Source organism: Streptomyces sp. NPDC101160 (genome assembly GCF_044768205.1).
GTDB lineage: Bacteria > Actinomycetota > Actinomycetes > Streptomycetales > Streptomycetaceae > Streptomyces.
In genome coordinates this window covers 13,541-34,594 of record NZ_JBIWPJ010000009.1, presented here as the reverse complement: position 1 = coordinate 34,594, position 21,054 = coordinate 13,541, and the positions used below count along the sequence as shown (strand labels likewise).

Genomic DNA, 21,054 nt, shown 5'->3' with positions numbered 1-21,054 from the left:
GGGTGCGACCCTCCAGGGGTGACCGAAGCCCCCGTACACGACGAGGCCCACGCCGCCGGCCTCGGCTCCCGGCTCAACTGGCTCCGGGCCGCCGTGCTCGGAGCCAACGACGGAGTCGTCTCCACCGCGGGCCTCGTCGTCGGCGTGGCCGGCGCCACCGGGTCCCGCGACGCCCTGCTCACGGCGGGGCTCGCGGGCCTCCTCGCCGGCTCGATGTCGATGGCGGCGGGGGAGTACGTCTCCGTCTCCACCCAGCGCGACTCCGAGAAGGCAGCCCTCGCCAAGGAACGCCGCGAACTGCGCGAACAGCCCGAGGCCGAACTCGCCGAACTCGCCGACCTGCTCGCCCGCCGCGGCCTGACCCCCGCCGTGGCCCGCGAGGCCGCCGTCCAGCTCACCGAACGCGACGCCCTGCGCGCGCACGCGCGCGTGGAACTCGGCATCGACCCGGACGACCTCACCAACCCCTGGCACGCGGCCGCCGCCAGCTTCCTCGCCTTCACCGCCGGCGCCCTGCTCCCGCTCCTCGCGATCGTCCTGCCGCCGTCCGCCCACCGCCTCTGGGTCACGGTCGTCTCCGTCCTCGCCGCCCTCACCCTAACCGGCTGGTGGTCCGCCCGCCTCGGCGCCGCCCCGGCCGCCCGGGCCGTCGCGCGCAACGTCGGCGGCGGCGCGCTGGCGATGGCGGTGACGTACGCGGCGGGATCACTGCTCGGCGCGGCGGGCGTCTAGACACCCCCTGGGGAGCGCCTCCTCACGGACGGAACCCCGCGCGCGATGTACGGTGAACGTCGTACAACACTGGAAAGCAGCACCAGCAGCACCCGAGGCAAGGAACGTCCGTCATGCGCGCCACCACCATCCACGCCCCCTTCGACATGCGCGTGGAGGAGGTGCCCGACCCCGTCATCCAGAACCCGACCGACGTCGTCGTCCGCGTGGTCCGCGCCTGCATCTGCGGCAGCGACCTGTGGGCCTACCGCGGCGAGTCCGCCCGGCAGCCCGGCCAGCGGATCGGCCACGAGTTCCTCGGGATCGTCGAGGAGGCGGGCGCCGAGGTCCGCGGCTTCGCCAAGGGCGACCTCGTCGTCGCCCCGTTCGTCTGGTCCGACGGCAGCTGCGACTACTGCGCCGAGGGCCTCCAGACCTCCTGCCCCAACGGCGGCTTCTGGGGCTCGGCCGGCTCCGACGGCGGCCAGGGCGAGGCCGTCCGCGTCCCGCACGCCGACGGCACCCTCGTCAAGCTGCCCGCCGACGCCGCCTCCGACGACCACCTGCTCACCGCGCTCCTGGCGCTCTCCGACGTGCTGGGCACCGGCCACCACGCGGCCCTCGGCGCCGGCGTGCGCAAGGGCGCCACGGTCGCCGTCGTCGGCGACGGCGCGGTCGGCCTGTGCGGTGTGCTCGCCGCCAAGCGGCTCGGCGCCGAGCGGATCATCGCGCTCGGCCGGCACACCGCCCGCACCGACATCGCCCGCGCCTTCGGCGCCACCGACGTCGTCGCCGAGCGCGGCGAGGCCGCCGAGGCCGCCGTGCGCGAGCTCACCGGCGGCCAGGGCGCCCACGCCGTCATCGAGGCCGTCGGCACCGAGCAGTCCATGCGCACCGCCGTGAACATCACCCGCGACGGCGGCGCCATCGGCTACGTCGGCGTCCCGCACGGCTCGGGCACCGGCCTCGACCTCTCCGTCATGTTCGACCGGAACATCGCCCTGCGCGGCGGCGTCGCCCCCGTCCGCGCCTACATCCCCGAGCTGCTCCCGGACGTCCTCGACGGCACCGTCGACCCGTCCCCCGTCTTCGACCTGACCGTGGACCTCGACGGCGTCCCCGCGGGCTACAAGGCGATGGACGAGCGCACCGCCCTGAAGGTCCTCGTCAAGCCGTAGCCGGAGCCGTGGTTCAGGCCCCGAGCCACACGGGGTCGTCGGCCCCCGCGACGCCCGGCGGGCGCGACCAGCCCGTCGGGCCGCCCTCGTACGAGACGGGCGAGAGCGCGTGCCGCAGCCGCCCGAGCGGGCCGTCCGTCTCCGTGAGGTGGTCCTCGGGGTGGTAGCCAGGCAGGGTGTGCGTCAGCCAGTGGCCGGTCTGCGCGAGCGCGAGCCGTACGAGCCGGGTGCCGCCCTGCTCGCGCTGCTCGGTCAGCGAGCGCAGCACGGCGGCGGCCAGCAGATAGCCGGTCCCGTGGTCCAGGGCCTGCGCCGGCAGCGCGCCCGGCCGGTCCGGCGAGCCCTCCACGGCGGCGATGCCCGTCGCCACCTGCACCAGGCTGTCGAAGCCGCGCCGGCCGCCCCAGGGCCCGTAGTCGCCCCAGGCGGAGAGCCGGGCCACCACCAGGCCGGGCCGGTGCAGGTCGAAGCGGTCGAGGGCGCCGGGCCGGTAGCCGGTCACCAGCACGTCGGCCGCGTCGAGGAGTTCGTCGAACGTACGCCGGTCGGACGGCCGGTCCAGGTTAAGGGCCGCCGTCCGCTTGCCGACGCCCGTGTCGGCGTGCTGGTCCGGCAGTTCGGGGTTGTCCGGCGGGTCGATCCGCAGCACGTCCGCGCCGAGCAGCGCGAGCGTCCGGGTCGCGACGGGGCCCGCGATCACCCGGGTCAGGTCGAGCACCCGCAACGGGCGCTCCTGGGCCCCGCCCGCACGCCCACCGCCCGCACCCCGGCCGGCCGTACCTCGCCGCGGCGCCGCCTCGTCAAGCCGTTCCCGGGTGAGCAGCGGGCGCGCCGCCACCTCCCGGCCCTGCTCGTGCGCGGCCCACTCCTCCGGCGTGCGCAGGGCGACCGCGAGGCCCCCGGCCCCGTACACCGCGGTCTCGACCTCGACGGCCTTCCGCTCGCCGATCGCGGCGGCCACATCCTCCACCGAGTCGGATCCTGGATCCAATGCCGTCAGCAACGCCGCCTTGTGGTGCGGGTAGTTGGCATGCGTCCGCACCCAGCCGTCGGCCGCCCGCCAGAACCGGGACAGCGGCGCGAAGTTCACCGGCGCCCGCCCGTCCACCCGCAGATGCCGCTCGCTGACGAAGGCCGTGGCCACCGCCCCGTCGTCGACCCGCACCCGCCCCGCGGCCCCCGCGTGCTCCACCGCCGCGAGTCCCGCCACGGCGACCGTCGCCCGGGCCAGGTCCATCACCGGCAGCCGGGCCCCGAGCAGCCCCGCGGGGCCGCTGTACGCCACCCGGTCGAGCAGGGCGGGATCGCCGCCCAGGGCCGACCACAACAACTCCGTACCCGTGTGCACTGTGTCGTCCATGGACACACAGTAGAACCGCCCGTGGCACTCAGTGCCACGGGCGGTTCGTCACAGCTGTGCGCGATTACTTGCGGACCGCGGCGAGCGCGTCCGCGATGCCGGCCCCGTAGAAGCCGTTCTTCTTGTCGGCGCCTTCCTTGCACACCGCGTCGACGGTGCCGTTGCCGTCGATGTCGTACGGGTTGGTGCAGTCGTGCTCGTCCGCCTGCGCGTACAGCAGCGCCTTCAGGGCCGCCGGGCTCGCGTTCGGGTGCGTCGACTTCAGCAGCGCGAGGACGCCCGCCACGTGCGGCGAGGCCATCGAGGTGCCGGCCTTGTAGTTGTAGCCGCCGTCGACCGTGGTCGACAGGATGCGGCCGTTGACCGCCGGGGCGTCCGGGGTCTGCCACTCGGTCCTGTCGCCGCCCGGCGCCGCGATGTCGATGACGTCGTAACCGTAGTTGGAGTAGGACGCCTTCAGGCCCTTGGCGCCGGTCGCGGAGACCGTCACCACGCCCGGCAGCATCGACGGGTAGTCGAAGCACTCCTTCGGGTCGATGGTCCGGGTGGCCGCGGTGGTGTCGTTGGGGCTGGTGGTGTCGGTGATCGCGTCGGCCGCCAGGTCGAACTTCGAGTTGCCGGCCGCCGCCACGCTGACCGTGCCCCTGCGCTCCGCGTAGCGGGTCGCGCGGGTGACCGCCTCGATGAGGGCCTTCTGGTCCTCGTCGTTCTTGCAGGCGAACATCCACGGGTCGGTGTAGTAGCTGTTGTTGGTGACGTCGATGCCGTGCTCGGCCGCCCACACGAAGCCGCAGACCACGGCCTCGGTGTAGAAGAAGCCGTCCGGGGTCGACACCTTGATGCCGGCGAGCTTCACGCCCGGCGCGACACCGGTGATGCCGATGCCGTTCTTGGCGGCGCCGATGGTGCCCGCCACGTGCGTGCCGTGGTCGCTCTCGCCCTTCTTGGGGCGCCACGAGCCGGGCGTCGTGTCGGCCTTGCCGCTCACGCAGTTGGCGGAGGCGGCGGCGTCGAAGTTCGGCGCCAGGTCCGGGTGGGTGTCGTCCACACCGGTGTCGATGATGCCGACGGTCACGTTCCGGCTGCCGAGGGTGATCTCGTGGGCCTTGTCCGCCTTCATGGCCGGCATGTCCCACTGCAGCGGCTCGAACGGGTCCTGGTCGCCCGTGGCCGCCGCCTCGGCGGCCTTGATCTCGGCCGGGGTCAGCGCCTGGTCGGCCTCGTCGAGGGAGTCGTCGGCCGCGGCCTTCAGCGGGGCGGTACGGGTCGCGCCCGCCGACACCACGCCACGCACCTGGCGGATGGTCTTCGCGAACTCGGGGTTCCGCGAGTGGACGACTATGACGCCTATCTGGTCGTAGGACACGACCACCTCACCGCCGGCGGCGGCGATGGCCTTGCGCACCGAATCGGCCGCCCAGCGGGCGTTGTCGACGTTGACGACGTACGACAGCATCGGGCCGTCCGTGGCCACGGCGGCCGTCGGCACGTCGCTCAGCTCCGCGGCGGAGGCGGCGCCCGAGGGCAGGAAGCCGAGCGAGGCCGTGAGCGCGAGACCGACCGGCAGAGCGAGTGCTCGGCCGCGCCGCGATCCCAGATGAGCCATGGGTTCTCCACATCATCCGTATGTACTGCCCGGACGCCGATTGCGCGCGGGCAGGTGCATGACGAGCGAAGTTATCGCTGATCTTCCCCGGCCATCAATGAGTTGAGAAGACTTCATGAAGATCCGACGAAAGAATTCCACTCGCTGAACCACTTCGCGCCGCGCCCCGTGCCGTTGTGCAGGGGAGGGGTCCCGACCGGAACCCCCGTCTCCGCACCCCTGGTGAGGCCCCCTTGACCAAGCCGTCCACCCCCGCGTCACGAGGAGAGTCCGTGGCTACCGAAGCACCGCCGCCGCTGCCGAGTAACGGAACCGGGACCGACAGCGGTCCCGCCCAGCCCACCACGGAACAGTTCGTCGAGGTCCAGGAGAGCCAGGAGTTCGGCGAACTCCGCCGCACCTACCGCTCCTTCGCCTTCCCCCTCACGATCGCCTTCATCGCCTGGTACCTGCTCTACGTGCTGCTCTCCAACTACGCGGGCGGCTTCATGGGCACCAAGCTCTTCGGCAACGTCAACGTCGCCCTGGTCCTCGGCCTCGGCCAGTTCGCCACCACGTTCCTCATCGCCTGGCTCTACTCGCGGCACGCCGCCGCCAGGCTCGACCCGAAGGCCGACGCCATCAAGTCCCGCCTGGAATCCCGCCCGGAGACCCGTACGGAGGCCGACGCATGAGCCACCCGGCACCCGTCCCGAACTCCGTGCTCGCCGCCGCCTCCACCGAGCACCGGCCCCTGATCATCACCCTGTTCGCGGTGTTCGTCGCCGCGACCCTCGGCATCACCGTGTGGGCCGGCCGGCAGACCAGGAGCGCCTCCGACTTCTACGCGGGCGGACGGCAGTTCACCGCCTTCCAGAACGGCCTCGCGGTCTCCGGCGACTACATGTCCGCCGCCTCCTTCCTCGGCATCGCGGGCGCCATCGCCCTCTTCGGCTACGACGGCTTCCTGTACTCGATCGGCTTCCTCGTCGCCTGGCTGGTCGCCCTGCTGCTCGTCGCCGAGCCGCTGCGCAACTCCGGCCGCTACACGATGGGAGACGTCCTCGCGTACCGGATGCGGCAGCGTCCCGTCCGCACCGCCGCCGGCACCTCCACGATCGTCGTGTCGATCTTCTACCTGCTCGCCCAGATGGCCGGCGCCGGCGTCCTCGTCTCGCTGCTGCTCGGCATCACCAGCGACGCCGGCAAGATCCTCATCGTGGCCCTGGTCGGCCTGCTGATGATCGTGTACGTCACCATCGGCGGCATGAAGGGCACCACCTGGGTCCAGATGGTCAAGGCGGTGCTCCTCATCGCGGGCGCGCTGCTCATGACCTTCCTGGTGCTGCTGAAGTTCCACTTCGACATCTCCGACCTGCTCGGCGCCGCGGCGGAACAGAGCGGCAAGGGCACGGCGTTCCTGGAGCCCGGCCTCAAGTACGGTGCCAGCGGCACCTCCAAGCTGGACTTCATCTCGCTCGGCATCGCGCTGGTGCTCGGCACGGCGGGCCTGCCGCACATCCTGATCCGCTTCTACACGGTGCCGACCGCCAAGGCCGCCCGGAAGTCGGTGAACTGGGCGATCGGCATCATCGGCGCCTTCTACCTGATGACGATCGCGCTCGGCTTCGGCGCCGCCGCCCTGGTCGGCCCGGCCGCGATCAAGGCCCAGAACCCGGCCGGCAACACCGCCGCCCCGCAGCTCGCCGAATACCTCGGCGGCGGAGTCGGCACCACCGGCGGCGCGATCCTGCTCGCCGTCATCTCCGCGGTGGCCTTCGCCACCATCCTCGCCGTCGTCGCCGGCCTGACCCTCGCCTCGTCGTCCTCCTTCGCGCACGACATCTACGCCAACGTCATCCGCAAGGGGAAGGCGACGGAGCAGGAGGAGATGAGGGCCGCCCGCTGGGCCACCGTGCTCATCGGCGCCGTCGCGATCGTCCTCGGCGCCTTCGCCCGCGACATGAACGTGGCCGGACTGGTCGCGCTCGCCTTCGCGGTCGCCGCCTCCGCGAACCTCCCGACGATCCTCTACAGCCTCTTCTGGAAGCGCTTCACCACCACCGGCGCCCTGTGGTCGATCTACGGCGGCCTGGCGAGCTCCGTCATCCTGGTGCTCTTCTCGCCCGTCGTCTCCGGCAACCCCAAGACGTCGATGTTCAAGGGCGTCGACTTCCACTGGTTCCCGCTGGAGAACCCCGGCCTGATCTCCATCCCGCTCGGCTTCCTGCTCGGCTGGCTCGGCACCGTGCTGTCCAAGGAGGAACCGGACCGCGGCAAGTACGCGGAACTCGAGGTCAAGTCCCTCACCGGTACCGGAGCGCACTGAGCCGCACACGTTCCGCTGCGCGCCACCGGCCGCGTCGTAGAGTTCTACGACGCGGCCGGTCCTGTCCTTATGGCAAACAGCCCTGCCCGATGTCCGAGCGGTCACGTAGGCTCGGGATCAAGCGAACCGGAAGAACCCGAACCGGAAGTGCCCGGACCGGAAGAAGGGGAGGGGCCCAGTGCTCATCGACACGTACGGACGCGTCGCCACCGACCTGCGCGTCTCCCTGACCGACCGGTGCAACCTGCGCTGCACCTACTGCATGCCCGAAGAGGGCCTGCAGTGGCTGGCCAAGCCCGACCTGCTCACCGACGACGAGATAGTCCGCCTCGTCCGCATCGCCGTCACCGACCTCGGCGTCACCGAGGTCCGCTTCACCGGCGGCGAGCCGCTGCTCCGCCCCGGCCTCGTCGGCATCGTCGAGCGCTGCGCCGCCCTGGAGCCCCGCCCCAAGCTCTCCCTCACCACCAACGGCATCGGGCTGAAGCGCACCGCGGCCGCCCTCAAGGCCGCCGGCCTCGACCGGGTCAACGTCTCGCTCGACACCCTTCGGCCCGAGGTCTTCAAGACCCTCACCCGCCGCGACCGCCACCACGACGTCCTCGACGGCATGGCCGCGGCCCGCGACGCGGGCCTCACCCCGGTCAAGGTCAACGCGGTGCTGATGCCCGGGCTCAACGAGGACGAGGCCCCCGAGCTGCTCGCCTGGGCCATGGAGCACGCGTACGAGCTCCGGTTCATCGAGCAGATGCCGCTGGACGCCCAGCACGGCTGGAAGCGCGACGGCATGATCACCGCCGGCGACATCCTGGAGTCGCTGCGCACCCGCTTCACGCTCACCCCCGAGGGCGCCGACGAGCGCGGCTCCGCCCCCGCCGAGCGCTGGGTCGTCGACGGCGGCCCGCACACGGTCGGCGTCATCGCCTCCGTGACCCGCCCCTTCTGCCGGGCCTGCGACCGCACCCGGCTCACCGCCGACGGCCAGGTGCGGACCTGTCTGTTCGCCACCGAGGAGACGGACCTGCGGGCCGCGCTGCGCTCGGACGCGCCGGACGCGGTGGTCGCGGAGATCTGGCGCAAGGCGATGTGGGGCAAGAAGGCCGGCTCCGGCCTGGACGACCCGGACTTCGCGCAGCCCGAGCGCCCGATGTCAGCGATCGGCGGCTGAGTCCCACTCGGCGAGCGGGACGACGTCCTTCAGGAAGCCCCGTACGCCGAGGAACTGGGAGAGGTGCTCGCGGTGCTCCTCGCACGCGAGCCACGTCTTGCGCCGCTCCGGCGTGTGCAGCTTGGGGTTGTTCCAGGCGAGGACCCAGACCGCGTCGGCCCGGCACCCCTTCGCGGAACAGATCGGCTTCTCTTCACTCACTGGACCCAGGATCACCTGATCATTGTCCAGCAAGGGCGATGCCGAGCAGCCACGGGGGGAGCTGCCCGGCATCGGTCCGTCGCTCCGACGGGGGATGCGGAGCGCGTAGGCAGTATGTCACGGCGCATGGGGTGCGGTGCACCGGAACTTCATGATTGATCTGAGCTTTTCTTGAGCTGTGCGCTCATCGCATGTCACTGAGTGTGAGGGCCCTGGCCGTCCCGGGCATCCCTGCCGGGGGCGATCGCCTCCCGCACCGGGCCGGCGACGAAGGTCGAGGGCAGCGACGGCGTGTTCTCCCGGCCGGCGTTGGCGATCACCACGGCGATGTAGGGGAGCACCGCGCCGAGCACCAGGGCCACGATCGCCACGGGCCGTTCCACGTTCCACAGGGTGGCGGCGAGGATCACGGACACCGTCCGGATCGACATCGACACCACGTAACGGCGCTGCCGGCCGCGCACGTCCTCGGCGAGGCCCTGCCGGGCACCGGTGATCCGGAAGACCTCGGTTCCGCCATGCTTCCGCATCACACTCCACCGCCCACGGGCCATGCCGGACCCTCCCCGGTCCGGACCTGTTTCCACGGTACGCCCGCCGTGCCGCACCGAGGAGACCGGGGCACGTATGGCCTCGTCCGACGTGCGCCGTACGGCCGACCGGCCGAGACTGGGCACACATGCGCACGTGAGGGCGCCCGAGGAGGCGACGATGGGCTGGTTGTGGGCGATCATTGTGGGCCTGGTCCTGGGCCTGATCGCGAAGGCGATCCTGCCGGGCAAGCAGCAGATCCCGATCTGGCTGACGATCATCTTCGGCATGCTGGGCAGCGTGCTCGGCAACGCCGTCGCGACCTGGATCGGAGTCAACGACACCAGAGGCATCGACTGGACCCGCCATCTGCTGCAGCTCATCGGCGCGGTCGCGGTGGTGGGTCTCGGGGACATGCTGTGGGTCTCGGTCAAGGGAAACAAACAGCGCGCCTGACGCCGGAAAACGCGGGAGGAGGCCCGGGACGTCGGTCCCGGGCCTCCTCGTGTCCGCGTACGGTACGGGGCTCAGCCCTGCGGCACGTACTCGATCGCCGCCAGGTTCTTCTTGCCCCGGCGCAGCACCAGCCAGCGCCCGTCGAGGAGATCGTCCGCCGACACCTCGGCGTCCTCGGCCGTCACCTTCGCGTTGTTGACGTAGGCGCCGCCCTCCTTCACCGTGCGGCGGGCCGCCGACTTGCTCGGCACCAGGCCGACCTCGGCGAACAGGTCCACGACCAGGCCGAGCTCCGAGACCCGCGCGTGCGGCAGCTCGGAGAGCGCCGCGGTCAGCGTCGCCCCGTCGAGCTCGGCCAGCTCGCCCTGACCGAACAGCGCCTTGGACGCGTCGATCACGGCCCGGCACTGGTCGGCGCCGTGCACGAGGGTGGTGAGCTCCTCGGCGAGCGCGCGCTGGGCCGTGCGGGCCTGCGGCCGCTCGGCGGTGAGCGCCTCCAGCTCCTCCAGCTCCTCGCGGGACTTGAAGGAGAGGATCCGCATGTACGTGGAGATGTCACGGTCGTCCACGTTCAGCCAGAACTGGTAGAACGCGTACGGCGTGGTCATCTCCGGGTCCAGCCAGACGGCGCCGCTCTCGGTCTTGCCGAACTTGGTGCCGTCGGCCTTCACCATCAGCGGGGTCGCGAGCGCGTGGACCTCGGCGCCCGGCTCCAGCTTGTGGATCAGGTCGAGGCCGGCCACCAGGTTGCCCCACTGGTCGGAGCCGCCCTGCTGCAGCGTGCAGCCGTAGCGCCGGTACAGCTCCAGGAAGTCCATGCCCTGGAGCAGCTGGTAGCTGAACTCGGTGTAGCTGATGCCCTGCTCGGACTCCAGACGCCGGGCGACGGAGTCCTTGGTCAGCATCTTGTTGACCCGGAAGTGCTTGCCGATGTCCCGCAGGAACTCGATCGCCGACAGGCCGGCGGTCCAGTCCAGGTTGTTCACCATGACCGCGGCGTTCTCGCCCTCGAAGGACAGGAACGGCTCGATCTGCGAACGCAGCCGGTTCACCCAGTTCGCGACCGTCTCGGGGTCGTTCAGGGTGCGCTCGGCCGTCGGCCGCGGGTCACCGATCTGGCCGGTGGCCCCGCCGACCAGCGCCAGCGGCCGGTGCCCGGCCTGCTGGAGCCGGCGGACGGTGAGCACCTGGACCAGGTGGCCGACGTGGAGACTGGCCGCGGTCGGGTCGAAGCCGCAATAGAACGTGACGGGACCGTCCGCGAGCGCCTTGCGCAGGGCGTCTTCGTCGGTGGACTGGGCGAAGAGCCCGCGCCACTTCAGCTCGTCGACGATGTCGGTCACGTCGTCCGTCTCCTCGGGGTGGTCATGATGATGGTGGTGATGGAGGTAACCCGGCCAGTCTAGGGCGTGTCCGGGCCGGTTCCTGGCCGTTTACGGTCCGGTCTCACGGCTTGGAACAGCTCAGACGCCCTTGCTGACCGAGCTCATGTTGAAGTCCGGCACCCGCAGGGCGGGCATCGCGGCCCGGGTGAACCAGTCGCTCCACTCGCGCGGCAGCGTCTTCTCCGTCCGGCCCGCCTCGGTGGCCCGCGACAGCAGGTCGACCGGCGACTCGTTGAACCGGAAGTTGTTCACCTCGCCGACCACCTCGCCGTTCTCCACCAGGTAGACGCCGTCCCGGGTGAGGCCGGTGAGCAGCAGCGTCGCCGGGTCGACCTCGCGGATGTACCAGAGGCAGGTCAGCAGCAGACCGCGCTCCGTGGCGGCCACCATCTCCTCCAGGGACTTCTCGCCGCCGCCGTCCAGGACCAGGTTCCCGGCCCCGGGCGCCACGGGCAGCTGCGTGAGTCCCGCGGTGTGCCGGGTGGTGATCAGGTGGGCGAGCCTGCCGTCCCGTACCCAGTCCACCGGCGAGATCGGCAGGCCGTTGTCGAAGACGGAGGAGTCGTCGCCGGAGGCGTGCGCGAGCACGAAGGGCGCGGACTCCAGGCCCGGCTCGTTCGGGTCGCTGCGCAGGGTCAGCGGCAGCGGGGAGAGGGTCTCGCCGACGCGGGTGCCGCCGCCCGGCTTGGAGAAGACCGTGCGGCCCTCCGCCGCGTCCCGGGCCGCCGAGGACCACAGCTGGTAGATCATCAGGTCGGCCACGGCGGCCGGCGGCAGCAGCGTCTCGTACCGCCCGGCCGGCAGCTCGATCCTCCGCTCGGCCCAGCCGAGCCGGATGGCGAGCTCGGCGTCGAGCGCCGCCGGGTCGACGTCCTTGAAGTCCCGCGTGGAGCGCCCGGCCCACGCGGAGCGGGGTCGGCCCTCGGCAGTCGCTGCCGACTTGGCGTTGAGCTCCAGGGTGCCGTTCGGCTGGTCGTGGCGCAGCCGCAGCCCGGTCGACGTGCCGAGGTAGCTGGAGGTCAGCTCGTGGTTGGCGAAGCCGTACAGCTCGCGGCCGCCCGCCCGGGCCCGGGCGAAGGCCTCGCCGAGCGCCGGCGCGAAGGCGTCGAAGACGGCGGAGGAGGTCTCGGCCGGGGCGTCGGTGAAGTCCGGCGACGCGGCCACGCCCTCGACCAGCGGCTGGGCGTCCTCGGCCGGGCCCGCGGCCCGCGCCGCCTCCTCGGCGGCCCGCACCAGCGGCTCCAGGTCCTCGGCGGTGACCGCCGAGCGCGACACGACACCGGAGGCGGTGCCCTGGGCGCCGTCGACGGTGGCGATGACGGTGAGGGTACGGCCCCGGGTGACACCGTTGGTGGTCAGCGCGTTGCCGGCCCAGCGCAGATTGGCGGAGGACTGCTCGTCGGCGATGACGACGCACCCGTCCGCGCGGGACAGCTCCAGGGCCCGCTCGACGATCTCGTACGGCTTGCTGACGCGGCTCATCGACCGGCCTCCTGCGTGGTGTTAAGGATGTTGACACCCCGGAACAGGGCGGACGGGCAGCCGTGCGACACCGCGGCGACCTGGCCCGGCTGGGCCTTGCCGCAGTTGAACGCGCCGCCGAGGACGTACGTCTGCGGGCCGCCGACCTGCTCCATGGAGCCCCAGAAGTCGGTGGTCGTCGCCTGGTACGCGACGTCCCGCAGCTGGCCGGCGAGCCGGCCGTTCTCGATGCGGAAGAAGCGCTGGCCGGTGAACTGGAAGTTGTAGCGCTGCATGTCGATCGACCAGGACCGGTCGCCGACCACGTAGATGCCCCGCTCCACGCCGCCGATCAGGTCCTCCGTCGACAGCCCGCCCGGGTCCGGCTGCAGCGACACGTTCGCCATCCGCTGCACCGGCACGTGCGCGGGGGAGTCGGCGTAGGCGCAGCCGTTGGAGCGGCCGAGGCCGGTCAGCTTCGCGATCCGGCGGTCCAGCTGGTAGCCGACGAGCGTGCCGTCCTTCACCAGGTCCCAGCTCTGCCCCTCGACGCCCTCGTCGTCGTACCCGACGGTCGCGAGGCCGTGCTCGGCGGTCCGGTCACCCGTCACGTTCATGATCGAGGAGCCGTACGTCAGCTTGCCCAGCTGGTCGAAGGTGGCGAAGGAGGTGCCCGCGTACGCCGCCTCGTAGCCGAGCGCGCGGTCCAGCTCGGTGGCGTGGCCGATCGACTCGTGGATGGTCAGCCACAGGTTGGACGGGTCGACCACCAGGTCGTAGCGGCCGGCCTCGACACTCGGCGCCCGCATCTTCTCGGCGAGCAGCGCCGGGATCTCGTCCAGCTCCCTGTCCCAGTCCCAGCCGGTCCCGGTCAGGTACTCCCAGCCCCGCCCGACCGGCGGCGCGAGCGTCCGCATCGAGTCGAACTCGCCGGTCGTCTCGTCCACCGCGACCGCGGTGAGCTGCGGGTGCAGCCGGACCCGCTGCTGGGTGGTGACGGTGCCCGCCGTGTCCGCGTAGAACTTGTTCTCGAAGACGGTCATCAGCGAGGCGTCGACGTGCGCCACGCCGTCCGCCCGCAGCAGCCGCGCGCTCCAGTCGGCGAGCAGCCCGCTCTTCTCCTCGCCCGAGACGGTGAACGGGTCGATCTCGTACGAGGACACCCACACCTTGTCGGCGTGCACCGGCTCGTCGGCCAGCTCCACCCGCTCGTCCGAGCCCGCCGCGGCGATCACCTTCGCCGACAGCTTGGCCATGGCCACCGCCTGCGAGGCCACCCGCGCGGCCCCGTCCATGGTCAGGTCCACCCCGGACGCGAACCCCCAGGCCCCGCCGTGCACCACCCGCACCGCGTAGCCGAGGTCCGTGGTGTCCGAGGAGCCCGCGGGCTTGGCGTCCCGCAGCCGCCAGGTGGCACTGCGCACCCGCTCCAGGCGGAAGTCGGCATGATCGGCGCCGAGCGCCCGCGCCCGCGCGAGGGCGGCGTCGGCGAGCGCCCGCAACGGAAGCTGGGTGAAGGCTTCGTCGAGGGAGTGCGTCCCAGATTGCACAGCTGTCTCCTGTCGTGTGAGACCGGTCGCCCCCGATCATGTCGCGCTTTCGGCCGGGATGCCCAGAGGTTTCTGTAGGGATCCGACAGTGCCGTCCTTACGCCACTGTCAGGCCCCGATTCTCCGTATCGCGGAAGGGACCGATAGGTTTTCGGCATACCAGACCGCTATCGAAAGGGTGATCCGTTGAGCCGCTCGGTTCTCGTCACCGGAGGCAACCGGGGCATCGGCCTCGCCATCGCCCGCGCGTTCGCCGAGGCCGGCGACAAGGTCGCGATCACGTACCGCTCGGGCGACCCGGCGGAGCTCGAGAAGGCCGGGTTCCTGGCCGTCAAGTGCGACATCACCGACTCCGAGCAGGTGGAGCAGGCGTACAAGGAGATCGAGGAGAAGCACGGTCCGGTCGAGGTCCTCGTGGCCAACGCCGGCGTGACGAAGGACCAGCTCCTCATGCGCATGTCCGAGGACGACTTCACGTCCGTCCTCGACACCAACCTCACCGGTACCTTCCGGGTCGTGAAGCGTGCCAACCGCGGCATGCTGCGCGCCAAGAAGGGCCGTGTCGTGCTGATCTCCTCGGTCGTCGGTCTGCTCGGCTCGGCGGGTCAGGCGAACTACGCCGCCTCGAAGGCCGGACTGGTCGGTTTCGCGCGCTCGCTGGCCCGGGAGCTCGGCTCGCGCAACATCACCTTCAACGTCGTCGCGCCCGGTTTCGTCGACACCGACATGACCGCCGTCCTCACGGACGAGCAGCGCGCCGGCATCGTGTCCCAGGTTCCGCTGGGCCGCTACGCGCAGCCCGAGGAGATCGCCGCCACGGTGCGCTTCCTCGCCTCGGACGACGCGTCGTACATCACTGGAGCCGTCATCCCGGTTGACGGCGGATTGGGCATGGGTCACTGATCACATGAGCGGAATTCTCGAGGGCAAGCGCATCCTGATCACGGGTGTGCTGATGGAGTCCTCCATCGCCTTCCACGCCGCGAAGCTGGCCCAGGAGCAGGGCGCGGAGATCATCCTCACCGCCTGGCCCCGGCCGACGCTGACCGAGCGCATCGCCAAGAAGCTGCCCCACCCGGACAAGGTCAAGGTCCTGGAGCTCGACGTCTCCAACGACGAGCACCTCGCCCGCCTGGAGGGCCAGGTCCGCGAGCACCTGGGCGACCGCCTCGACGGCATCGTCCACTCCATCGGCTTCGCGCCGCAGGACGCGCTCGGCGGCAACTTCCTGAACACGCCGTTCGAGTCGGTTGCCACCGCCATGCACGTCTCGGCCTTCTCGCTGAAGTCCCTGACGATGGCGCTGCTGCCGCTGATGACCGAGGGCGGCTCCGTCGTCGGCCTCACCTTCGACGCGCAGTTCGCGTGGCCGCAGTACGACTGGATGGGCCCGGCCAAGGCCGCGCTGGAGGCCACCAGCCGCTACATGGCGCGTGACCTGGGCAAGCAGAACATCCGCTGCAACCTCATCTCGGCGGGTCCGCTCGGCTCCATGGCCGCGAAGTCCATCCCGGGCTTCTCCGACCTGGCGAGCGTCTGGGACACCCGTTCCCCGCTCCAGTGGGACCTGACCGACCCGGAGCCGGCCGGCCGCGGCATCGTCGCGCTGCTGTCCGACTGGTTCCCGAAGACGACGGGCGAGATCGTCCACGTGGACGGCGGTCTGCACGCGATCGGCGCCTGACCTCAGGTGATACGAGGGGCCGGGTGCCCGCCGGTGAGGCGGGCACCCGGCCCCTCGCCGTCTCCCGAGTCGAAAAGTCGGGCGAGTCGCCGCAGACTGGACCAGAGCGTGACGTTCCGGCTACTGGGTGGGGAGGAGGTGCGGACATGCGCGCGCTGCATCGCGGGGCCGCCGCACTCGCCACCACCGCAGCCCTCCTCACCGGCATCGCCGTCGCGGCCGAGGTGCGTGCCGCTCCCGCTCCCGTGGCCCCCGCGGAGCGGACCCCCGCTGCCGCGCGGAAGGACTCCGAGAACTTCGGCGCCTCCTGCCGCACCCTGGTCCAGGGCTCCGTCGTCACCGCCCACTGCCAGAACCCCTTCCCCCGAACCGACCGCGTCCGCCTCCATGTGGAGTGCGCCCGCTGGTGGGACGTGGACACCGACAGCGCCCCCGTCGCCGTCGCCCCCGCCGACTACGCCCAGGTCACCGGCCGCTGCTGGAAAGAGGTCCGCTCGGCCTGGATCACCCACGAACCGGCGCCTCAGGGCTCCTGAGGCCCGGGAGCCGGGGTTCAGGGTTCCGGGGTTGAGGGCTCCGGGGTTCAGGGTTCCGGGGTTGAGGGTTTCGGGTTTCAGGGCTCCTGGGGCTCCGGGCTGCGCAGGCACATGAAGGGGTAGCCGGCCGCCTCCGTGGCAGCCCGTTCGGCGTCTCCCTCGCGGATCGCCTCGACCAGCCGCCCGTGGTCCATGTGGTTCTCCGGCCGCAGCTCCCGGCCCACGTCCTCGCGCAGCCAGGCGCGCAGCACATGCCCGAGGTCGGCGTAGAGCTCGGTCAGCACGTCGTTGTGCGAGGCGACCACCACCGCGTGGTGGAAGACCGCGTCCGCCGTCACGAACTCCTCCGCGTCGCCCGACCGCCACGCCTCCTCGCGCCGGGCGAGCAGCGCGTCGATCTGCTTCAGGTCCCGGTCGGTGCGCCGCCGGGCGGCGAGGCGGGCCGCCGAGGACTCCAGGGTGGCGCGCAGCTCCGCCACGTGCCGCGGATCGGAGTCGGCGAACCGGCGGTGCATCACCCCGGCCAGCTCGCTCGTCGCGACGACGTACGTGCCCGAGCCCTGCCGGATGTCGAGCAGCCCGTTGTGGGCGAGCGCCCGGACCGCCTCGCGGACGGTGTTACGGGCCACCCCGAGCTGCTCGACCAGCTCGGGCTCCGTCGGGATGCGTGTGCCCACCGGCCACTCGCCCGAGGTGATCTGGTTGCGCAGCTGGGTGATCACCTGGTCGGAGAGCCCGCTGCGGCGGGGCTGGCCGAGCGCCATGGCCGCACCTTCCATTTTCGTTCGAGATTGGACAACCAATCATCCCATGATTCTATGATGAGCCTCATGCCTGACGAGCCGCAGACACTCGAGCCCACCACCAGGAAGCAGACCGGAAGCAAGCCGACCGGCGCCGCCACAGGCGCCGATTCTCCCGCACCCGCCGCACCCGGAACCGCACCGGCCGCATCCGGAGCCGCACCCGCCGGAACCGGAGCCGCGCCCGCCCGCTGGGTCGGCCGGCTCGTCGTCGTCGGACTCGTCCTCGCCGCGCTCAACCTGCGTCCGGCGATCACCAGCCTCGGCGCTCTCCTCGAAGAGGTCAGCGAAGGCCTCCACATGAGCGGCAGCGTCGCCGGCGTCCTCACCTCCGTACCGCCGCTCTGCTTCGCCGTCTTCGGCATCGCCGCCCCGCGCCTCGCCCGCCGCTTCGGCCCCGCGGCCGTCGTCTGCGCCGGCATGGCCGCGATCCTCGCCGGCCTCGCCCTGCGCCCGTTCGCCGGCGGCACCGCGACCTTCCTCGCCGCGAGCGCCCTCGCCCTCATGGGCATCGCGCTCAGCAACGTCCTGATGCCGGTCATCGTCAAGACGTACTTCCCGGACCGCATCGGCAGCATGACCGGCCTCTACTCCATGGCCCTCGCCCTCGGCACCTCCCTGGCCGCCGCCGCGACCGTGCCCATGACCGAGGCCCTCGGTGGCAGTTGGCGGCTCGGGCTCGGCGTCTGGGCGGTCGTCGCCGCCCTCGCCGTCCTCCCGTGGCTCCCGCTGGTCCGCGGCCGCGCCACCGCCGTCCGGGCGCCCTCGGGCGGGGGAGCGGCAACGGCCTCCCCGGCGCAGGTCCAGGCCGCGCCCCAGGTCCAGGCCGCGCCCCAGGCTCCGGCCGCGCCGCGCATCACCCGCAGCCGCACGGCCTGGACGCTCGCCGTCTACTTCGGCCTCCAGGCCACCGGCGCGTACATCACCATGGGCTGGATGCCGCAGATCTTCCGCGACGCCGGCGTCCCCGCCTCCACCGCGGGCGTGCTCCTCGCCGTCACCATGGTCATGGGCGTGCCGCTCGCCTTCGTCATCCCCGGCCTCGCCACCCGGATGCGCCACCAGGGGCCCATCGTCGTGGCCCTCGGCCTGTGCGGCCTCGCCGGCTACACCGGCCTCTACCTGGCCCCGGCCGGCGGCGCCTGGGTCTGGGCGCTGCTCCTAGGCGTGTCCAACTGCTCGTTCCCGCTCGCCCTCACCTTGATCGGGATGCGCTCGCGCACCGGCACCGGCGTCGTGAAGCTCTCCGCCTTCGCCCAGAGCGTCGGCTACCTCATCTCGATCCCCGGCCCGCTCCTGGTCGGCGTCCTCTACCAGCACAGCGGCGGCTGGGGCCTGCCCGTCATGCTGATGGGCGGCCTGATGATCCCGCAGATGGTCGTCGGCACCCTCGCCGGGAGGGACCGGACGGTCGAGGACGAATGCTGAGATGCGAGACTGGCCCCATGCCCGTACTTGAACCGAATCCCCCCAACGGTCAGAAGAAGCTGCTCGTCGTGCTCGGCGCGATGCTCGTCATCACGGCCGTGATCGCCGTCATCGCCTCCTTCGCCTCGCCGTCCTAGCAGCGGGGTGGGGGTAGCCCCCCATCCCCTAGGGGGCGGGTCTCAGGGTCAAGTGGGTGGAACACCTGATGGGCCGGGGCCCCGGCGCTCCGTAGGTTGGAGGCATCGCACAGATCCCGACCACGGAGGCGGCCATGACGGCGCGAACCCACACCGGAGTCCGGCCCGTTCGGAGCCTGCCGGGCACCGTCGACACCCGGCTGCCCTGGTGGACGCTCGCCCTGTCCGCGGTCGCGTTCGTCGGTCTGTTCCTGCTCATAGCGGCGCCGGGCGACGCGCCGGGGACGGCCGGTGACCCGGAGGTGGGGCGCATTCTGGAACGGATCCAGCAAACCCTGTCTCTCTGAGTCGAGCCGGTCCGATTCGTGCGAAGCTGAGGACCATGAGCGTCGACACACCCCGCAGGATCGTGCTGCTCCGCCACGCCAAGGCCGACTGGCCCGAGGTCTCCGACCACGATCGCCCGCTCGCCGACCGCGGCCGCAAGGACGCCCCCGTCGCGGGCCGCAAGCTCGCCGACACCGGCATCGAATTCGACCTGGCCCTCTGCTCCACCGCGGCGCGCACCCGGGAGACCTGGAAGCTCGCCGTCCAGGAGATGCCCCACCGCCCCAGGACCGTGTACGAGGAGCGGATCTACGAGGCATCGCTCGGCGAGCTCATCGCCGTGATCAACGAGACGCCGGACGACGTCACCGACCTCCTGCTCATCGGCCACAACCCGGGGATGCACGCGCTCGCCGACGCCCTCTCGGGCACCTCCGCGGGCGACGCCATGGCCCGGATGACCCGCAGCGGCTTCCCGACCGCCGCCTTCGCGGTCGTGGCCTTCGACGGCTCCTGGAAGAACGTCGAGCACGGCATGGACGGCACCCTGGTCGACTACTGGACCCCGCACGACTGAGCGGTACGCGTTCCTACGCATCCTGTACGGGGAGGGGCCCGGCCGTCGCACGACGGCCGGGCCCCTCCCCGTAGCGCACACAGCCGGTAAGCGCGGGCACGAACCCGGGCACGCACCCGGGCGCGTACCGGCACGCACCGGAGCGCGTACGGCACTCAGTGCAGCAGCTCGCCCGTGCCGCCGTCGGCCGCCTCGACCTCCTCGCGGGTGATGCCCAGCAGATAGAGCACCGTGTCCAGGAACGGCACGTTCACCGCCGTGTCCGCCGCCCGGCGCACCACCGGCTTGGCGTTGAACGCCACGCCGAGGCCCGCCGCGTTCAGCATGTCCAGGTCGTTGGCGCCGTCGCCGATCGCGACCGTCTGCGCCAGCGGCACCCCGGCCTCCTCGGCGAAGCGGCGCAGCAGCCGCGCCTTGCCCGCCCGGTCCACGATCATCCCGGTCACCCGGCCGGTGAGCTTCCCGTCCACGATCTCCAGGGTGTTGGCCTGGGCGAAGTCGAGCCCCAGCTTCTCCTTGAGGTCGTCCGTGACCTGCGTGAAGCCGCCGGAGACCACACCCACCTGGTAGCCGAGCCGCTTGAGGGTACGGATCAGGGTGCGCGCCCCGGGCGTGAGCCGCACCTCGGCGCGGACCTTGTCCACCACCGACGCGTCCAGGCCCGCGAGCAGCGCCACCCGCGCGTGCAGGGACTGCTCGAAGTCCAGCTCGCCGCGCATCGCCGCCGCCGTCACCTCGGCGACCTTGTCCTCGCAGCCGGCGTGGGCCGCGAACAGCTCGATGACCTCGTCCTGGATGAGCGTCGAGTCGACGTCCATCACCACGAGCCGCTGGGCCCGGCGGTGCAGCCCGGCGGAGACCACGGCCACGTCGACGCCGACCGCGTGCGCCTCGGGGGCGAGCGCGGTGCGCAGCGGCTCCGTCTCGCAGCCCGACACGGCGAACTCGACGGCCGTCACCGGATACTTGGCGAGCCGGAAGATCCGGTCGATGTTGCCGCCGACCTCGGCGATCCTGGCCGCTATGGCGGCCGTCTGCTCGGCGGTCAGCGGGTGCCCGAGCACGGTGACGTGCGAGCGGCCCTCGCCGCGCGGCCGGTTGTCACCGGTGCCCGAGATGATCTCGGCCTGCAGCTTCATGGACTCGGCCCAGCTGTGCACGGTCGCCCGCAGCTCGCCCTGACCGGCGACGGTCGGCTCGGTGACGAGCGCGCACAGGACGAGCCGGCCGCGGGAGACGACCTGCTCGATGTCCACGACGTCGACGGAGTAGGCGGCGAGGGTGTCGAAGAGGCCGGCGGTGATCCCGGGGCGGTCCTTCCCGAAGATCTTGACCAGGAGAGTGGGAACGTCCGCGTCGGGGACGCCGGGGACGTCGGGAACGTCTGAGGTCTGCGATGCGCTCATGGTGCTTCCACCGTATCGGGCACCGGGTGCCACCCGGCCTCCCGTCCCGCCTGACGGACACCCGCCCGGTCGCAGAGTCGCCGTCGGACCGCGCCCCGTGTTCGCCCCCGGACCCGCCCGCCGCGCGCCCCGATCCACGCCCAGTGGCCGCGTACGCAAGCTCTTCACGCTGCCCGACTTTCGAATCGGGGCTACGGCCTGAAATAGTTCCCACCGGATGTTCACCATCCCTGGGCTCCCG

22 protein-coding genes are annotated in these 21,054 nt (G+C 71.8%); 13 read left to right on the top strand and 9 right to left on the bottom strand.

Annotation, left to right across the window (positions count from 1 at the left end; all coding sequences use genetic code 11):
- Nucleotides 1-18: 18 nt before the first annotated feature.
- A complete protein-coding gene (locus tag ACIRSU_RS28015; protein ID WP_403797637.1) occupies nt 19-732 on the top strand; it encodes a VIT family protein in 714 nt (237 codons plus the stop codon).
- Between the two features lie 113 nt (nt 733-845).
- Nucleotides 846-1,889 (top strand): zinc-dependent alcohol dehydrogenase family protein, encoded by a 1,044-nt coding sequence (locus ACIRSU_RS28010; protein ID WP_403797634.1) that lies wholly within the window; start codon nt 846-848, stop codon nt 1,887-1,889.
- A 13-nt stretch (nt 1,890-1,902) separates the two neighbouring features.
- Here ACIRSU_RS28010 and ACIRSU_RS28005 read toward each other — a convergent pair whose 3' ends face one another.
- Entirely contained in the window at nt 1,903-3,249 is a 1,347-nt protein-coding gene (locus tag ACIRSU_RS28005) for a CoA transferase (protein WP_403797631.1), read from the bottom strand.
- 64 nt (nt 3,250-3,313) lie between these two features.
- A complete protein-coding gene (locus ACIRSU_RS28000) occupies nt 3,314-4,855 on the bottom strand; it encodes a S8 family peptidase (protein ID WP_403797629.1) in 1,542 nt (513 codons plus the stop codon).
- Nucleotides 4,856-5,127: 272 nt separating this feature from the next.
- Here ACIRSU_RS28000 and ACIRSU_RS27995 point away from each other — a divergent pair, with 272 nt between their 5' ends.
- The 3 genes from ACIRSU_RS27995 (at nt 5,128) to moaA (ending at nt 8,331) form a co-directional block, all read left to right on the top strand.
- Complete coding sequence (locus ACIRSU_RS27995) at nt 5,128-5,529, top strand: DUF485 domain-containing protein (RefSeq protein WP_403797626.1); 402 nt, start codon at nt 5,128-5,130, stop codon at nt 5,527-5,529.
- Nucleotides 5,526-7,163 carry a cation acetate symporter gene (locus ACIRSU_RS27990; RefSeq protein WP_403797623.1) on the top strand — a complete coding sequence of 546 codons (1,638 nt, stop codon included), beginning with the start codon at nt 5,526-5,528 and terminating at the stop codon, nt 7,161-7,163. Before ACIRSU_RS27995 ends, ACIRSU_RS27990 begins: the two co-directional genes overlap by 4 nt.
- Before the next feature lie 178 nt (nt 7,164-7,341).
- Nucleotides 7,342-8,331 (top strand): GTP 3',8-cyclase MoaA, encoded by a 990-nt coding sequence (gene moaA, locus ACIRSU_RS27985; protein ID WP_403797620.1) that lies wholly within the window; start codon nt 7,342-7,344, stop codon nt 8,329-8,331.
- Here moaA and ACIRSU_RS27980 read toward each other — a convergent pair.
- Nucleotides 8,314-8,532, bottom strand: a complete 219-nt coding sequence (locus ACIRSU_RS27980) for a hypothetical protein (RefSeq protein WP_403797618.1) — start codon at nt 8,530-8,532, stop codon at nt 8,314-8,316. The genes moaA and ACIRSU_RS27980 overlap by 18 nt on opposite strands.
- Before the next feature lie 194 nt (nt 8,533-8,726).
- Nucleotides 8,727-9,062: a DUF3099 domain-containing protein gene (locus tag ACIRSU_RS27975; protein WP_403797616.1), complete on the bottom strand. Its 336-nt coding sequence runs from the start codon at nt 9,060-9,062 to the stop codon at nt 8,727-8,729.
- Between the two features lie 181 nt (nt 9,063-9,243).
- On the opposite strand from ACIRSU_RS27975, the gene ACIRSU_RS27970 reads away from it, so the two are divergent.
- Entirely contained in the window at nt 9,244-9,519 is a 276-nt protein-coding gene (locus tag ACIRSU_RS27970; protein WP_403798570.1) for a GlsB/YeaQ/YmgE family stress response membrane protein, read from the top strand.
- Nucleotides 9,520-9,590: 71 nt separating this feature from the next.
- On the opposite strand, the gene tyrS is transcribed toward ACIRSU_RS27970, so the two are convergent.
- The 3 genes from tyrS to ACIRSU_RS27955 form a co-directional block, all read right to left on the bottom strand.
- Nucleotides 9,591-10,862, bottom strand: a complete 1,272-nt coding sequence (gene tyrS, locus ACIRSU_RS27965; protein ID WP_403797613.1) for a tyrosine--tRNA ligase — start codon at nt 10,860-10,862, stop codon at nt 9,591-9,593.
- A 120-nt stretch (nt 10,863-10,982) separates the two neighbouring features.
- The gene (locus ACIRSU_RS27960; RefSeq protein WP_403797610.1) at nt 10,983-12,386 is read right to left on the bottom strand and encodes a metallopeptidase TldD-related protein; all 1,404 of its coding nucleotides are present in this window, start codon (nt 12,384-12,386) and stop codon (nt 10,983-10,985) included.
- Nucleotides 12,383-13,915 carry a TldD/PmbA family protein gene (locus ACIRSU_RS27955; protein WP_403797607.1) on the bottom strand — a complete coding sequence of 511 codons (1,533 nt, stop codon included), beginning with the start codon at nt 13,913-13,915 and terminating at the stop codon, nt 12,383-12,385. The genes ACIRSU_RS27960 and ACIRSU_RS27955 overlap by 4 nt, the downstream gene beginning before the upstream one ends.
- A gap of 186 nt (nt 13,916-14,101) precedes the next feature.
- On the opposite strand from ACIRSU_RS27955, the gene fabG reads away from it, so the two are divergent.
- The 3 genes from fabG (at nt 14,102) to ACIRSU_RS27940 (ending at nt 16,135) form a co-directional block, all read left to right on the top strand.
- A complete protein-coding gene (fabG, locus tag ACIRSU_RS27950) occupies nt 14,102-14,818 on the top strand; it encodes a 3-oxoacyl-[acyl-carrier-protein] reductase (RefSeq protein ID WP_403797604.1) in 717 nt (238 codons plus the stop codon).
- 4 nt (nt 14,819-14,822) lie between these two features.
- On the top strand, nt 14,823-15,599 hold the full coding sequence (gene fabI / locus ACIRSU_RS27945; protein WP_403797601.1) for an enoyl-ACP reductase FabI: 777 nt from the start codon (nt 14,823-14,825) through the stop codon (nt 15,597-15,599).
- Nucleotides 15,600-15,745: 146 nt separating this feature from the next.
- Nucleotides 15,746-16,135 carry a hypothetical protein gene (locus ACIRSU_RS27940; RefSeq protein WP_403797598.1) on the top strand — a complete coding sequence of 130 codons (390 nt, stop codon included), beginning with the start codon at nt 15,746-15,748 and terminating at the stop codon, nt 16,133-16,135.
- A gap of 77 nt (nt 16,136-16,212) precedes the next feature.
- Here ACIRSU_RS27940 and ACIRSU_RS27935 read toward each other — a convergent pair whose 3' ends face one another.
- Nucleotides 16,213-16,899: a FadR/GntR family transcriptional regulator gene (locus ACIRSU_RS27935; protein WP_403797595.1), complete on the bottom strand. Its 687-nt coding sequence runs from the start codon at nt 16,897-16,899 to the stop codon at nt 16,213-16,215.
- Nucleotides 16,900-16,965: 66 nt separating this feature from the next.
- On the opposite strand from ACIRSU_RS27935, the gene ACIRSU_RS27930 reads away from it, so the two are divergent.
- From ACIRSU_RS27930 to ACIRSU_RS27915, 4 genes are all read left to right on the top strand, one after another.
- Nucleotides 16,966-18,366: a CynX/NimT family MFS transporter gene (locus ACIRSU_RS27930; protein ID WP_403797592.1), complete on the top strand. Its 1,401-nt coding sequence runs from the start codon at nt 16,966-16,968 to the stop codon at nt 18,364-18,366.
- 17 nt (nt 18,367-18,383) lie between these two features.
- Nucleotides 18,384-18,503, top strand: coding sequence for an SGM_5486 family transporter-associated protein (locus tag ACIRSU_RS27925; protein WP_403797589.1), 120 nt, complete (start codon nt 18,384-18,386; stop codon nt 18,501-18,503).
- A gap of 134 nt (nt 18,504-18,637) precedes the next feature.
- Nucleotides 18,638-18,850 (top strand): hypothetical protein, encoded by a 213-nt coding sequence (locus tag ACIRSU_RS27920; protein ID WP_403797587.1) that lies wholly within the window; start codon nt 18,638-18,640, stop codon nt 18,848-18,850.
- 35 nt (nt 18,851-18,885) lie between these two features.
- Nucleotides 18,886-19,407 carry a SixA phosphatase family protein gene (locus ACIRSU_RS27915; RefSeq protein ID WP_403797584.1) on the top strand — a complete coding sequence of 174 codons (522 nt, stop codon included), beginning with the start codon at nt 18,886-18,888 and terminating at the stop codon, nt 19,405-19,407.
- 155 nt (nt 19,408-19,562) lie between these two features.
- Here the strand turns inward: ACIRSU_RS27915 and serB are convergent, their stop codons facing one another.
- Entirely contained in the window at nt 19,563-20,813 is a 1,251-nt protein-coding gene (gene serB / locus ACIRSU_RS27910) for a phosphoserine phosphatase SerB (RefSeq protein ID WP_403797581.1), read from the bottom strand.
- Nucleotides 20,814-21,054: the final 241 nt, after the last annotated feature.